11 protein-coding genes are annotated in these 14,895 nt (G+C 34.7%); 7 read left to right on the forward strand and 4 right to left on the reverse strand.

The features are described 5' to 3' along the window. Positions 1-2 precede the first annotated feature (2 nt). The 3 genes from bglX (at position 3) to AC0UBM_RS10865 (ending at position 5,979) form a co-directional block, all read left to right on the forward strand. Entirely contained in the window at positions 3-2,345 is a 2,343-nt protein-coding gene (gene bglX, locus AC0UBM_RS10855; RefSeq protein WP_475688654.1) for a beta-glucosidase BglX, read from the forward strand. A gap of 350 nt (positions 2,346-2,695) precedes the next feature. Beyond that, the gene (locus AC0UBM_RS10860; protein WP_475688655.1) at positions 2,696-4,537 is read left to right on the forward strand and encodes a family 43 glycosylhydrolase; all 1,842 of its coding nucleotides are present in this window, start codon (positions 2,696-2,698) and stop codon (positions 4,535-4,537) included. A gap of 62 nt (positions 4,538-4,599) precedes the next feature. Then, positions 4,600-5,979 carry a sugar porter family MFS transporter gene (locus tag AC0UBM_RS10865; RefSeq protein ID WP_475688656.1) on the forward strand — a complete coding sequence of 460 codons (1,380 nt, stop codon included), beginning with the start codon at positions 4,600-4,602 and terminating at the stop codon, positions 5,977-5,979. A 115-nt stretch (positions 5,980-6,094) separates the two neighbouring features. Here the strand turns inward: AC0UBM_RS10865 and AC0UBM_RS10870 are convergent, their stop codons facing one another. Beyond that, positions 6,095-6,970: an arsenite methyltransferase gene (locus AC0UBM_RS10870; RefSeq protein ID WP_475688657.1), complete on the reverse strand. Its 876-nt coding sequence runs from the start codon at positions 6,968-6,970 to the stop codon at positions 6,095-6,097. A gap of 338 nt (positions 6,971-7,308) precedes the next feature. Between AC0UBM_RS10870 and AC0UBM_RS10875 the strand changes: the two genes are divergently transcribed. The 3 genes from AC0UBM_RS10875 to AC0UBM_RS10885 all read left to right on the forward strand — a co-directional run bounded on the left by AC0UBM_RS10875 (position 7,309) and on the right by AC0UBM_RS10885 (position 10,077). Continuing rightward, complete coding sequence (locus tag AC0UBM_RS10875) at positions 7,309-7,896, forward strand: HupE/UreJ family protein (RefSeq protein ID WP_434037084.1); 588 nt, start codon at positions 7,309-7,311, stop codon at positions 7,894-7,896. A gap of 160 nt (positions 7,897-8,056) precedes the next feature. Continuing rightward, a complete protein-coding gene (locus tag AC0UBM_RS10880) occupies positions 8,057-8,488 on the forward strand; it encodes a deoxycytidylate deaminase (protein ID WP_414036518.1) in 432 nt (143 codons plus the stop codon). Further along, the gene (locus AC0UBM_RS10885) at positions 8,488-10,077 is read left to right on the forward strand and encodes a S41 family peptidase (RefSeq protein ID WP_475688658.1); all 1,590 of its coding nucleotides are present in this window, start codon (positions 8,488-8,490) and stop codon (positions 10,075-10,077) included. Before AC0UBM_RS10880 ends, AC0UBM_RS10885 begins: the two co-directional genes overlap by 1 nt. 45 nt (positions 10,078-10,122) lie before the next feature. On the opposite strand, the gene AC0UBM_RS10890 is transcribed toward AC0UBM_RS10885, so the two are convergent. Then, positions 10,123-10,326 carry a hypothetical protein gene (locus tag AC0UBM_RS10890; protein ID WP_414036520.1) on the reverse strand — a complete coding sequence of 68 codons (204 nt, stop codon included), beginning with the start codon at positions 10,324-10,326 and terminating at the stop codon, positions 10,123-10,125. 1 nt (position 10,327) lies between these two features. Then, positions 10,328-10,909, reverse strand: a complete 582-nt coding sequence (locus AC0UBM_RS10895; protein ID WP_414036521.1) for a MarC family protein — start codon at positions 10,907-10,909, stop codon at positions 10,328-10,330. A gap of 97 nt (positions 10,910-11,006) precedes the next feature. Here AC0UBM_RS10895 and AC0UBM_RS10900 point away from each other — a divergent pair, with 97 nt between their 5' ends. Continuing rightward, positions 11,007-11,573, forward strand: a complete 567-nt coding sequence (locus tag AC0UBM_RS10900; RefSeq protein WP_475688659.1) for a DUF3109 family protein — start codon at positions 11,007-11,009, stop codon at positions 11,571-11,573. Between the two features lie 223 nt (positions 11,574-11,796). Here AC0UBM_RS10900 and AC0UBM_RS10905 read toward each other — a convergent pair whose 3' ends face one another. Continuing rightward, positions 11,797-14,112 carry an inorganic phosphate transporter gene (locus AC0UBM_RS10905; protein WP_475688660.1) on the reverse strand — a complete coding sequence of 772 codons (2,316 nt, stop codon included), beginning with the start codon at positions 14,110-14,112 and terminating at the stop codon, positions 11,797-11,799. Positions 14,113-14,895 lie beyond the last annotated feature (783 nt).

The raw sequence follows: 14,895 nt of genomic DNA on the forward strand, positions 1-14,895 counted from the left end.
TAATGACAAAACAATTTTTTGTAAAAATAACAGGTATTCTAATTATAGCAATTACGTGTGTAAGCTGTAATTCTAAAAGCGATACAGCTATAAATTCTAAAACATCGGAAGAGAATCCATTCGCATCTAAAGTCGATTCAATTTTAAAATTGATGACTATAGAAGAAAAACTAGGTCAGTTAAATTTACCAACGTCTGGCGATATTACAACAGGTGCTGCTAAAGGTTCTGATGTTGGAGAACGCATAAAAGAAGGTAAAGTTGGAGGTTTATTCAATATTAAAACAGCCGAAAAGATTTATGAAGTTCAAAAAATTGCTGTAGAGCAAAGTAGACTGGGGATTCCATTAATTTTTGGAATGGACGTTATTCATGGTTATAAAACCACATTTCCAATTCCTTTAGGTTTATCGAGTTCTTGGGATATGGAGATGATTGAAAAAACAGCTCGAGTAGCAGCGGTTGAAGCGAGTGCAGATGGAATTAACTGGACGTTTTCGCCAATGGTAGATATTTCTAGAGATCCACGTTGGGGACGCGTTTCCGAAGGTAATGGAGAAGATCCTTATTTAGGGAGTGCTATTGCCAGAGCAATGGTAAACGGATATCAGTCAGACGACTTAGCCGCAAACAATACACTTATGTCTTGTGTAAAACACTTTGCACTTTATGGCGCTTCAGAAGCAGGAAGAGATTACAATACCGTAGATATGAGTCGTATTAGAATGTATAACGAATACTTAGCGCCGTATAAAGCGGCTGTAGATGCTGGAGTAGGTTCTGTAATGGCATCATTTAATGAAGTAGATGGTATTCCTGCAACAGGAAATAAGTGGTTACTTACAGATTTACTAAGGGACGATTGGGGTTTTAATGGATTTGTAGTAACCGATTATACTGGTGTGTACGAAATGATTGCTCATGGTGTAGGAGATAAATATGAAGTTTCAGAACTCGCCTTAAAAGCAGGTGTAGATATGGATATGGCAGGAGATTCGCCTTCTGTTCCAGCGGCGTTTGTGAAAACATTAAAAACATCTCTTGAAAATGATAAAGTGTCTATGGATGAAATTGATACAGCTGTAAAACGTATTTTAACGGCTAAATATCAATTAGGTTTGTTTGACGATCCTTATAGATATTGTGATTTCGATCGTGCCAAAACAGAAATCTTTACTCCAGAACATAAAGCCTTTGCACGTAAAGTTTCGGCAGAATCTATGGTGTTACTTAAAAACGAAGATCAGTTATTGCCACTTAAAAAAGCGGGAACAATCGCATTAATCGGTCCTCTAGCAAAAGCTACAAATAACATGGCAGGGACTTGGAGTGTGGCTACCGATCAAGAACAATCTAATTCTGTTTTCGATGGTTTAAAAGAGGTGATAGGAGACAAAGCAACTATGTTATATGCTAAAGGTAGTAATATCGATTACGATTTAGAGCTAGAACAACGTGCTACAATGTTTGGTAAAGATATTCCGCGCGACGGACGTACAGATAAACAATTGCTAGACGAAGCGCTTCAAATAGCAGCAAAATCTGATGTCATTGTAGCTACTATTGGAGAGTCTGCAGAATTAAGTGGAGAAAGCAGTAGTAGAACAGATCTTGGCATTCCGCAAGTCCAAAAAGATTTATTGAATGCATTACTAAAAACAGGAAAACCTGTGGTTTTAGTACTGTTTACCGGAAGACCTTTAGTCTTGGTTGAAGAAAACGAAAATGTACCTGCCATACTTAATGCATGGTTTCCTGGAAGTGAAGCTGGTTTAGCGATTTCAGATGTGTTGTTCGGAGATGTAAATCCTTCAGGGAAATTAACCGCTACCTTTCCTAGAAATGTAGGTCAGGTGCCATTATTTTACAATCATAAAAACACAGGAAGACCGCTTGGAAATTCTGAAGGGAAATTCGAAAAATTTAAAAGTAATTATATCGATGTTCGTAATGAACCTTTATACCCTTTCGGGTATGGTTTAAGTTACACGACGTTCGATTATGCAAATCTAAATTTAGATGCATCTGTAATAAACATGGATGGCGAAATTAATGTATCTGTAGACGTGACTAATTCTGGAGATTACGATGGGAAAGAAGTGGTGCAGTTATATATAAGAGACCTAGTAGGCTCTGTAACGCGACCTGTAAAAGAGCTAAAAGGCTTTCAAAAAGTATTAATTAAGAAAGGAGAAACTCAAACTATAACTTTCAAAATATCTGTTGAAGATTTGAAGTTCTATAATTCAGATTTAGATTTTGTGGCTGAACCTGGACAGTTTCAAGTATTTGTAGGAACAAATTCGGATGCTCAAATGATGAAATCCTTTGAGTTGACAGAGTAAAAAAGGCCTTAATTAACTAATAGCAAGTCCTTATGCCACACATATATTTTAAGTTTTTACCCCCATATTCTTATTAATTTGTGTGGCTTTTACTTCTTAGATAACGATACCATTTCAGGTCCGAAATTCGATAGTAAGGCTTTCAGAGGAGCAGATTGATTTTGAAACCAAGTCGTATTTCAGAATAAGTACCTCTTTAAGCACATCAAAAAGGAATATTTGGTCCTAGAAAAAAACTTGAACACGAGCCAAAATGAAATACAGATCGTGCGTGTAAACCGTTTGAAAGATTAAAAGGGGTAGTACGTTTTTATAATGTATTAACCCAAAACGACATTAAATTATATATCATGAAAAATTTACTTTTTTTATTCACTATAATATTATTTTTTTCTTGTAATAACGAAAAGAATCAGAAGGCAGAACAACCTTCTAATACAGGCGAAAATACAGAGATAAATTCTGAAACATACATTAATCCATTAGATATAGATTATACCTATATGGTTTATAATTCAAGTCAGAATAAATCGTACCGTTCTGGTGCAGATCCAGCGGTTATAGAATTTAAAGGCGAGTATTACATGTTTGTCACGCGTTCTTTTGGCTATTGGCATTCTACCGATTTGGTAAACTGGGATTTTATTAAGCCAGAACAATGGTTTTTTGAAGGTAGTAACGCACCTACAGCTTTCAACCATAAAGATTCGTTGGTGTATTTTGCTGGTAATCCTGCCGGCTACGGAAGTATTCTTTATACAGATGATCCAAAAAGTGGAAAATGGGAACCGACAGCATCTATATCTACCGACATTCAAGATTCGGAATTATTTATAGATGACGATGGAGAAACCTATTTGTATTGGGGCTCTTCTAATGTGAATCCGCTAAAGGTGAAAATGCTGAATAAAGACGATCGTTTTTTAGAAACTGGTGTGCGTAAAGAGTTATTTAATCTCGACGAAGACGCACACGGATGGGAACGCTTTGGCGAAAATAACTTTCACCCAACTTTAAAGGAAGGGTATATGGAAGGTGCTTCTATGACCAAACACAACGGAAAATATTATTTGCAATACGCCGCACCAGGAACTCAATTTAATGTGTATGCCGATGGGGTTTATATTGGAGATACACCATTAGGCCCTTTTACATATATGAAAAATAATCCGATGAGTTTTAAACCAGGCGGATTTACAAATGGTGCAGGACATGGAATAACGGTGAAGCAAACCAACGGACAATATTGGCATTTTGCCACCATGGCGCTTGCTTCTAATTCGCAATGGGAACGTCGTTTGTGTATGTTTCCTACGTATTTTGACGACGATGGCTTGATGTATACCAATACCGCTTATGGCGATTATCCGCGTTTTGGCGCTAATCATCCTACAAAGGCTGGCCAACATAATGGTTGGATGTTATTGTCTTATAAAGGTGATGTTACAGTCTCTTCTTCTTTAATGCAGATTAAGAAATTTACGTCTAATGATGATGCCGTAGAAGTCACAGAATTGCCTTTAGAAAAAAATACTGATGGTCAAATAATCTCAAAAGTATTAACAGACGAGAATCCTAAAACATTTTGGGTTGCAGAAGCCAATGATGATAAACAATGGATTACTATCGACATGCTAAAACCTGGAAACATAAACGCTTTTCAGTTGAATTTCCATGACCACGAATCAGGAATTTATACACGTACCGAAGGATTAAAACATCAGTTTACAATTGAAACCTCAGAAGATGGTGTTAACTGGCAAACCGTTGTAGACAGAAGTACGAGCGAAAAGGACACACCAAATGCATACATAGTATTAGACGCTCCTGTAAAAGCAAAATATGTGCGCTACAACAATATTAAAGTGCCTGGGACAAATTTTGCAATGTCAGAATTTAGAGTCTTTGGAATAGGACTAGGAGATAAGCCTGAAAAAGTTACAGGATTTAAAGTAAAAAGAGAAGACGATCGTAGAGATATGCAATTTTCTTGGGATGCTGTAGAAGGCGCGCAAGGTTATAATATCCGTTGGGGAATTGCAGAAGATAAATTATATCAGTCATGGCAAATCTACGATACAAATGAACATTTTATGCGTTCCTTAGATCGGGATACGCCATATTATTTTACCATAGAAGCATTTAATGAAAATGGAATTTCTGTACAAAGTGATATTCTATTTGCAGAATAAATCATATTCCATCTTGAGTATGTCTTAAGCATTATTTAATCAAACACACTAAAACTAAAACAATGAAAAAAAGTCTTTTCTTATTATTAATCGCAGCAGTTTCCGCTTTGGGAGGCTTGTTATTTGGTTATGATACAGGAGTTATAAACGGGGCACAATTTTATCTTACAGAATATTTTCAATTAAGCGATGCCTTAAAAGGATGGGTTGTAGGAAGTGCGCTCTTAGGTTGTTTTGTAGGAGCCATTATTGCCGGACCATTAAGTGTTAAGATTGGTCGAAAAAAATCTTTAATTATATCGGCTGTGTTTTTTACGCTTTCGGCCTATGGTTCAGGTTTACCAGAACTGTTTCCACAAACGGTAAGTATGTTGGTGGTTTTTAGAATTATTGGAGGTTTAGGTATTGGTGTGGCGTCTATGAATGCACCTATGTATATTGCAGAAATTGCACCTTCTAATATTCGTGGCCGTATGGTTACGTATTATCAATTAGCTATTGTTATTGGTTTTTTTGTCGTGTTTCTTGCAACATATTTTATTGGTAGTGATTTAAGTGTTGCCGAGAATATAGAGTTTGGATGGCGTCGTATGTTTTGGTCGGAGTTAATCCCTAGTATTTTGTTTTTAGTGCTCTTATTTATTGTGCCAAAAAGTCCAAGATGGTTGGCTTTAAAAGGAAGGGATAAAGATGCTCTAGAAGTTTTACAAAAAATTAATGGAGACGCACTTGCTTCAAAAGAAATGGCCAATATTAAAGCGTCTTTAAACGAAGCTAACGATGGTGTTGAGGTGAGTTATTTCTCTAAAGCAATTCTGGGAATTATAGCAATAGGTACCGTGCTTTCGGTATTACAACAATTTACAGGAATTAATGCGGTATTGTATTATGGTGCAGACATATTTGAAAAAGCACTTGGTTTTGGAAAAGAAGATGTGCTTTTACAACAAATATTACTGGCCTTTGTGAATTTAGTGTTCACTTTTGTCGCCATGTTCACTGTAGATAAGTTTGGAAGAAAACCATTACTATATATTGGCTCGGTTGGGATGATTATTGGGTTCTTGTTACTAGGAATTACATTACAGCAACAAAATGTTGGGATGTTATCATTAATAGGAGTTTTGGTTTTTATAGCTTCTTTTGCCTTGTCTATGGGGCCAGTGGTTTGGGTTTTATTATCCGAGATGTTTCCGAATAAAATAAGAAGTGTTGCCATGTCTGTGGCTGTGGGGGCACAATGGGCCGCAAATTATGTCGTGTCTCAGTCGTTTCCAATTGTTATGGGAAGTGAAACAAACAATAGTGCACCTTGGAACGGTTCTTTACCTTACTATATTTTTATAGCCTTTATATTAATAATTGTATTTATCACGTATAAATTTTTACCTGAAACAAAAGGAAAATCTCTTGAAGAGATTGAGAAATTCTGGAAAGCCTAGCGCGATGGTATAACATCAGATTCGCAAAGTCTAGGCTTACCGAACATAAAAAAAGTCCCATGCATAAAATGCATGGGACTTTTTTTGTGAATAACGGCTTATTGCCAATACTGGTTTAACAACAACCGCCACCTGGTGTGCAGGAATTAGCTTCTGTAGATGTTGTAGTAATCGTTTCAAGGCCACCTGCCTTCTCGGCATATACGGTAACGCTAAAGATACCTGTATTGCCTTCGTTAAACGCGGTAACTTCTTCTGCAGTTAAATATTTTTCTAAAATATCGTTAGGAATAACAATGGGTTTTTCCTTTTGTATAGTCATGTTTTGAAATCCTTGATCTGTGATAAGTTGTAAATATTCAGATTTCTGAATAGCACCCGCCACACATCCTGCGTACATTTCGGCATCCTCTTTTAGCGCTTTTGGAAGATCTCCAACCAATACCACGTCAGAAATACTAAAGTGACCATTCGGTTTTAAAACACGGTGAATTTCTGAAATTACTTTGGTCTTGTTAGGTACAAGGTTTAAAACGCAATTACTTACAATAACATCAGCAACATTATCGTTTACAGGCATATTATCTATGTCTCCGGTTCTAAATTCTACATTATTATAACCTAATGTATCAGCATTTTTACGTGCCTTTTCTATCATAATCGGAGTGAAATCAATACCAATAACTTTTCCTTCTGCACCCGTTTCGTGTCTGGCAACAAAGGCATCATTTCCAGCACCAGATCCTAAATCGATAACTGTATCTCCTTTTTTAATTTTAGCAAACTGTGTTGGTAATCCACAGCCTAAGCCTAAATCCGCATCTTCAACGTAACCTCCAGTTTTGGAGTAGTCGTCCATCATAATATTATACACCTTATTGCTAGATGTCGTAGCGCCACAACACGACGACGCATTTTCTGCTTTGCCTTGTTCTGCAATGGTGGTGTATCTTTCTTTTACTATATTCTTTAATTCTTGCTCTTTGTCCATAGTCGTAATGTCTAGTGCTTGTGAAGCAGGTTTGAATTTAAATCATGTTAATAATTAAATACGGGATAATTATATATTGCAATATTACGATTAAGTAAGGAGATGAGCAATTTTTTATACGGATTTGTGATTTTTTTAAGGTTAGATAAATTGCCGTATTTTGATTAAATAGACGGTGCGAATTTTAAAACTTGCGTTGTTTGGCAAATAATAATAGTTAATCTTTTAAGCTAATTTCTTTTTCTTAATTTTACGCTCGAAAATTTGAGCGCGGATTAAAGAAACGGTGCTCATCAATAAAAATATCTTTATTAATTTAATTTCCCAATCCCCTAAGTATGTTAGACGATTTCCTTTTTTATGTGCAATATGGTGTTAATCATGTATTAGATATTAATGGTTACGACCATGTATTATTTCTTTTAGTCTTAACCGTATCTTATGTGTTCAAGGATTGGAAACGTGTATTAATCTTGGTTTCACTTTTCACTTTAGGGCATACTATTTCTTTAATTTTAGCAGCATATGGTGTGGTGCAAATTAATGGTGTTGTGGTCGAGTTTTTAATTCCGATAACTATTCTTATTATGGCCTTGTCTAATATATTTACTGCAGGTAAAACCATAAACAAAGGCGTGGGCGTATTGTTTTTCTCGGCTTTATTTTTCGGAATTATTCATGGCTTAGGGTTTGCAAGAGAGTTTCATTTACTAATAGGAGGAGCAAGTAATAAATTAGTACCCTTATTGGAATTTGCTCTAGGGATTGAAGTCGCCCAAGTTATTATTGTATTCGTTGTTTTATTGTTTAGTTATATCATGCAAACGGTATTCCGATTCTCCAAGCGTGATTGGGTTTTAGTGGTGTCTTCTATTGTAATTGGTTTGGTTATTCCTATGATTATGGAAAACGAATTATTAGCCTAGAACACAAAGTTTTCTCAAAATTTTAACGAATTACCGTTGTTACTAAAAAGTTAACGGATTATCTTCGTTAAGAGTTCTTTAGATTTAAAAGAATAAGGTCGAGGTTTTTACTTTATTTATATGCAATACTAGGGGGCTCGCTCTAATTTAAATTTTTTTAATGCCAAAAAAAAAGCAACTTAAATACGATAAAGCTTATTTACGTATAGCGAGAGAGTGGGGGAAATTATCGTTTTGCGAACGCAAGCAAGTGGGAGCCGTTATCGTGAAAGATCGCATGATTATTTCTGATGGATTTAACGGAACACCTTCCGGATTTGATAACTTCTGTGAAGATGAAGAAGGCTACACAAAGTGGTATGTTTTGCATGCCGAAGCAAATGCCATTCTTAAAGTTGCAGCGTCCACACAATCTTGTAAAGGGGCTACATTATACATTACACTTTCGCCATGTAAGGAGTGCAGTAAATTAATTCACCAAGCAGGAATAGTAAGAGTCGTGTATTGCCAAAAATATAAGGATAATTCGGGGTTAAGCTTTTTAGAAAAAGCAGGCATAGAAATAGAATACATCGAAGATTTATCTGCATAATGGCTCTTAAAAAAACATACCTGCCTATAATTATTGGCGCAGCAGTAGCTGTGGGCGTACTTATTGGTGGTAAGTTAAATTTTTCCGATACTTCCGATAGGTTATTTACCTCCAATAGTAAAAAGGAAAAACTAAACCGACTTATCGATTATATCGATTACGAGTATGTAGACGATGTAAATACCGATAGTATTGTAGATGTTACTGTAAATGGTATTCTTCAAAACTTAGATCCGCATTCGGTTTATATTCCTAAAGAGGATATGGAAAGCGTTTCAGAGAACATGAAAGGGGATTTTGTTGGTATTGGTGTGCATTTTTACACCTATAAAGATACCGTAACGGTGATTAGAACCGTAGACAATGGTCCGAGTGATAAGGCAGGAATACTTGGAGGAGATCGTATTATTTTAGCCGATGGAGATTCGCTTTTTGGCAAGTATCTTGAGGATATAGATATTATTCATCGTCTTAAAGGGCCTAAAAATTCTAAAGTAAGTTTAAGAGTGTTTAGAAAAGACACCAATCAATTTTTAGATTTCGATGTCGAGAGAGATATTATTCCTATTAAAAGTGTAGATGCGAGTTATATGTTAAGCAATATACTTGGTTATATTAAGGTGAATCGCTTTGCTGAATCTACATACAGAGAATTTAAAAATGCTTTATTAGATTTAAAGTCTAAGGGAGCCAAGGAAATTACAATCGATTTAAGAGATAATCCAGGTGGTTTTTTAGGCGTTGCCGAGCAAATTGTAGATGAATTTTTAGAGGATGAAAAACTAATTCTTTTTACAAAAAATAAAAGAGGAAATATAGACAATACCTACGCTACCGATAAGGGAGATTTTGAAAACGGGGAGGTATATGTTTTAATTAATGAAAATTCGGCTTCGGCAAGCGAGATTGTTGCTGGTGCTTTGCAAGATAACGATAAAGGGACTATTGTGGGGCGCAGGTCGTATGGAAAAGGTTTGGTGCAACGCGAAATGGATTTGGGCGATGGTAGTGCTGTGCGTTTAACCGTTTCTAGATATTATACGCCTACAGGACGCTCTATACAGCGTTCTTACAGTAATGGAAATAAAGATTATTACGACGAATATTTTGAGCGTTTAGAAAGCGGAGAGCTATTAGATCCAAGTAAAATAAAAGTATCAGATTCTTTAAAATTTACAACGCCTAAAGGCAAGGTGGTATATGGAGGTGGCGGTATTATTCCAGATGTCTTTGTGCCTATAGACTCCAATATGGAAAATGAAACCTTACTGTTTTTAGAACAACGCGGTTTTATAAGCTATTTTATTTTTGAAGAATTAGAGAAAGATAGGCACATCTTCGATATCTATAATAAACGTGATTTTATAGACAATTATACTGTTGAAGACGATTTGGTTCTTGAGTTTCAAGATTACTTAAATGCCCGAACAGCAGCTAATATAACTTTTGTGTCCTATCAAGACGAAGTGAAATTATTCTTAAAGGCTATTATTGCCGATCAGTTATTCGGAAAAGGCGCGTACACCGAAGTCTTTAATAAAGACGACGCTATGCTAAGGGAAGTTATTAAAATAAGCGAGCAGCATTAAAATACATTAACGCTGCCCACCATTCTTAATTCTTATACAATATATTTAGTTCTGCTTTTTAAACTTTTCTTCAATACGTTTAGACGTATTCAGGATAACTAACAAAACAATAGCGCATAATAACGCCATTATAGTGATTAATGCTACAATACTTTCATCTCCAAAGGGATTGTCAAAATTAATTTGAGTTAGGTTGAAAACAATAAGTGCCAGGGCGATTACCGATAAGATTATTGATAGTATTTTCATATTAGATAAATAAAGCTTTAATGTTGTGTGCAAATAATTTCACAGCGATGGCTAGCAATATAACTCCAAAAACTTTACGAATTATATTAATTCCTGTTTGTCCTATAATACGTTCTATAGCAGACGATGTTTTAAGTACAATGTAAATTAAAATAACGTTTGCTAGAACTGCAACTATAATGTTTTCTGTTCTAAACTCTGCTCTAAGCGATAATAGGGTTGTTAAACTCCCAGGACCAGCAATAAGCGGGAATGCTAACGGAAACACCGTAGCTGTAACCGAACTTTGTTCTTCTTGCTTATAAAGTGTAATACCTAATATCATTTCTAAGGCGATAAAAAACAGTATAAATGAACCTGCTACAGCGAATGAATTTACGTCTATTCCAATTAATTTTAGAATACTATTTCCTAAAAATAAGAAGACAATTAAAATGACACCTGCGATAATAGATGCTTTTTCACTTTGAATTTGTCCCATTTTTTTACGTAAATCAATAATAATAGGGATGTTTCCTATAATATCTATTACAGCAAATAGTATCATAAATGCTGTGAATATTTCTTTAAAATTGAATTGCATAATTTTACTTCTTGATTTTATTTTTTTTTTGCAAAAGTACTAGATTAAAACAGACTATCTGTATTAATTAAATATAAAGTTTGTCTATTTTTGTGGCATGTTTCAAATAGGAAAAACCATAATTTCAGAAGAAATTATAGAGAAGGATTTTCTCTGTAATTTGTCAGCTTGCAAAGGAGCTTGTTGTATAGATGGCGATGCAGGCGCACCGTTAGAACAGGATGAAGTAAAGATTCTGGAGGATATTTATTCAAAAGTCAAACCGTTTTTACGTCAGGAAGGTATCGATGCTATCGAAGCTCAGGGTACATCTATAGTGACAGATTTTGGCGAATTGGAAACACCTCTTATTAATGGAGCCGATTGTGCCTATGTAATTTTCGACGAAAAAAAGACTGCGCTTTGTGCCATCGAAGAAGCCTATAATCAAGGCGAAATATCATGGAAAAAACCAGTATCTTGTCATTTATACCCGATTCGAATAAAAGATTTTACCGAGTTTTCTGCCGTTAATTACGATCGTTGGGAAATATGCGACGATGCTTGTACGCTTGGTCAAGAGTTGGGCGTGCCCATCTATAAGTTTGTAAAAGAAGCTTTAATTAGAAAGTTTGGCGAAGATTGGTATATGGAACTAGAGAAAGTTGCCGAAACTTATAAATAGACGCTGTTTAAGGATAGTATAGTACAATAATACAGTCCGCGTACTTATTAGTTTGCTTGTAGTTATATAAATTAGGTAGTTAAGGTACAGTCTAAAAAAATAGGGTTTATAGCCTGTTTTAAAGCCGTCTGGGTTCAAGAATACGATATAAAAAAGAGAAAGCCGTTTAGTTAACTAAACGGCTTTCTTTTTTATACTCGAAACGATGCGAGGATAATATGCTCTATTCCTCTTCTGGCGAAGTAGACTCGTTAATGATTGTCGAAATAGAAGTTCCGTCATGTGCATGATAGTACTCTTCTAATAAATTCATTGTAGCCGTTAACAAGTCTTTAGTTTCTAACAATAAACTAAAGTATAAAGTCGTGTTTTTAGGACTCACTTCTTCTGTTCTTGTACGCTCTACTTGTTTCTGAATTTTTTCAGTAATTTCTTTATATAACGTTTCTTTCTCACTTAATATATTTCCAATTTCTTCAAAAGAACTGGTTTCAAATGCTTTTTGCGTTTTATTGAATAAGTTTTCAAATAACGAATCGATTTGCTTAAGTTCTTTTATCTGATTGAATTTAAGTTTTTTGTGATTGTTGTTTACGTGTTTATAACTTACTTTAGAAATATATTCTAAAGACTGCGTCATATCCTGTAAGTATCCTAATATGTTAATATAGAAGTTACTTGCCGCAACACTAGAATCGTCTAAGTTTTTAATAAAATAGAAGATGTTATCTCGTAACTCATCTATCTCGTTACCTAATTTATCAACTTGTTTTTTATTCTGCTTTAAAGCGAGGTGATCTTGTTTAGATAGTCCGTTTATAGCGCCCGTGTAAATTTTGTTAACACGTTTTATAGCGTTAGAAATGTTTTTAGCACTTTCGTGTATAACACCTTGAATCGAGCTACTTTCTGCCCTAATTAATTGATGCTCTGCCTTAAGCTCTTTTTTCTTCTTGTTAAGTTTTAAATAGTTTCTTATTAGCAATATCAGTGCAATTAATAATAAGATACCAACCATAGATGGAACGTGTAAGTTTATTAAATATGCGATAATGGCAGCCGAAATAAAGGCGATAAAAGCAGTAAAGAACCAACCTCCAATTACGTTTAATACACCAGCAACACGATATACAGCACTTTCTGCTCCCCAAGCTCTATCGGCTAAAGATGTACCCATAGCCACCATAAAAGTAACATAAGTTGTAGATAAAGGCAACTTCATAGAGGTTGCAATAGATATAAGTACACTAGCAACCATAAGGTTTACAGCGGCACGAACCATATCAAAAGCGGGTAATTCGTATTTTTTATCTTTATTCAGGGCGATGGTTGGTTTTTCAAAACGCTTATCTATTTTCTCCTGAGCTTTACCTGGAATTATAGAATTAAAAACGTAAGAAATACCTACAGCGGTTCTCACTAAACCTCGAGATAAGAAGTTAGGTTGAAAACGTTCCTTAGTGGATGCATTTTCCGAAGATAAATCAATAGATGTTTTTACTACGGCCTTGGCTTTGCTAGAAAACCACAAAGTCGCAATCATTACCATTCCAGAGATAAAGAGCAGTAATGTAGGTGTTCTAACCGCTTCGGCTAAAACCTCCATACTAAATTGATCTGCTGGTATTCCAGACGTAGACCATACTTGATACGATTGCCAAGCAGCGATTGGTACTCCAATAAAGTTTACTAAATCGTTTCCTGCAAAAGCTAGTGCCAATGCAAAGGTACCCACGATTATAATTAATTTGTAAATGTTTAGTTTTAAAACCGCAATATATAAATATGAGATTGCAGTCCAGAAAATAAAACTTCCTAGCAATATAAATAGAACGTGATTTTCTAAATAATGAGATATGGTTAAACCGTCTAAAATGGCATAACTTTCTTCAGCGAAAGAGGTCCCTCCAATACCTTTAATAAAGATAAAATATGAAATTGAAGAAATAGCTACACCTCCAAAAAGTGCACCTACCCATTTTGCTTTTTTAATGAAATTATAAGATAATAATAAACGCGTAACCCACTGTACGGCGGCACCGACAGAAAAGGCTATCACAACCGATAGTAGTATTCCTACTATAATTTGTGTGGCTTTAGAGGTGTTTATATACGTTACTAAATCTAAGAAACTACCACCATCGTGACCAATTTTAATTAAGGCAATCGCAACCGAAGCTCCTAATAACTCAAAGACTATAGATACCGTTGTAGATGTAGGCATCCCAATGGTATTAAAGAAATCGAGTAATAATATGTCTGTTATCATTACCGCCATGAATATAATCATGATTTCACTAAACATAAATTCGCTAGGGTTAAATATTCCTTTTCTAGCGACTTCCATCATACCGCTAGAAAAGATGGCTCCTATGGCAACCCCTAAACTGGCAATAATCATTATAGATTTAAACGAAACTGCTTTCGATCCTATAGCGGAATTCAAAAAGTTTACAGCATCGTTACTTACTCCAACAACTAAATCTGCTATAGCCAAAACGCCTAAAGCAACAATCATTAATAGATATATATTCTCCATTGTTAATTTTAATAATAGATTGCAAATATCAATAGTGTTTCGGACTGACACGTTACGTTAATGTTATGATTTTTAATAAAATTGGAAGTCTTAACTGAGGTCATTTTATAGGTTTTTGGTGATGAGGTTTGTTATTTTATTTCATTAAAATTAAACCAAATCTTGATGATATTTAAGGCATTAACTTTAATTCTTGAATAGTTTGAATTGAAATACTGTTTTAATTATTTATATTTTAAATACATCTATAGTGTCCCTTAAATAGTGTCGTTTTATTTTAAAAGCAGAAGATACCATTTTTAATTTAAAATAGTGATGTTGGAACGCGGGGAATTATACAGTTGTATTTTTTTAGCGGACACTTATTTTTTTAGAATAATAATAGTGTAAGGGAGGGTGAAAAGGAGTCTCTAATATTTACCTATTAACAGAAGTTACCTTAAAAAGTTTTTTATGGAATTCCGGTTAACCGCTGTGATTGCAAGGTTTTATTTTGTTTTTTAGGAGGTGTAAAAAACAAGAACTGCCTTAAAAAAGACAGTTCTTTACTTCATGATAAATAGTCGACAAAAACTAATAGATTATATGAATACTGCAAAGAAACGGATTCTCTTTTATGTAAGTGTAACCCTATTATTATGTTAGTATTAAGTGTCTTTTTGTAATGTTAACATAGTATTTGGTTGAAAATCAGCAAAATAAGCTCCAGTGTTAAATTAATGTTACCAAATGATTGCCTGAATGTTAATAATTGATTATCTTTGAGGTATAATTAAAAAAACA

The sequence above is a fragment of the Formosa sp. F44 genome (assembly GCF_056238645.1).

Bases quoted from the DNA above. Each gene is read 5' to 3' on its own strand.
- bglX (WP_475688654.1), top strand. From the start codon at position 3: ATGACAAAACAATTTTTTGTAAAAATAACAGGTATTCTAATTATAGCA.
- AC0UBM_RS10860 (WP_475688655.1), top strand. From the start codon at position 2,696: ATGAAAAATTTACTTTTTTTATTCACTATAATATTATTTTTTTCTTGT.
- AC0UBM_RS10865 (WP_475688656.1), top strand. From the start codon at position 4,600: ATGAAAAAAAGTCTTTTCTTATTATTAATCGCAGCAGTTTCCGCTTTG.
- AC0UBM_RS10870 (WP_475688657.1), bottom strand. From the start codon at position 6,970: ATGGACAAAGAGCAAGAATTAAAGAATATAGTAAAAGAAAGATACACC.
- AC0UBM_RS10875 (WP_434037084.1), top strand. From the start codon at position 7,309: ATGTTAGACGATTTCCTTTTTTATGTGCAATATGGTGTTAATCATGTA.
- AC0UBM_RS10880 (WP_414036518.1), top strand. From the start codon at position 8,057: ATGCCAAAAAAAAAGCAACTTAAATACGATAAAGCTTATTTACGTATA.
- AC0UBM_RS10885 (WP_475688658.1), top strand. From the start codon at position 8,488: ATGGCTCTTAAAAAAACATACCTGCCTATAATTATTGGCGCAGCAGTA.
- AC0UBM_RS10890 (WP_414036520.1), bottom strand. From the start codon at position 10,326: ATGAAAATACTATCAATAATCTTATCGGTAATCGCCCTGGCACTTATT.
- AC0UBM_RS10895 (WP_414036521.1), bottom strand. From the start codon at position 10,909: ATGCAATTCAATTTTAAAGAAATATTCACAGCATTTATGATACTATTT.
- AC0UBM_RS10900 (WP_475688659.1), top strand. From the start codon at position 11,007: ATGTTTCAAATAGGAAAAACCATAATTTCAGAAGAAATTATAGAGAAG.
- AC0UBM_RS10905 (WP_475688660.1), bottom strand. From the start codon at position 14,112: ATGGAGAATATATATCTATTAATGATTGTTGCTTTAGGCGTTTTGGCT.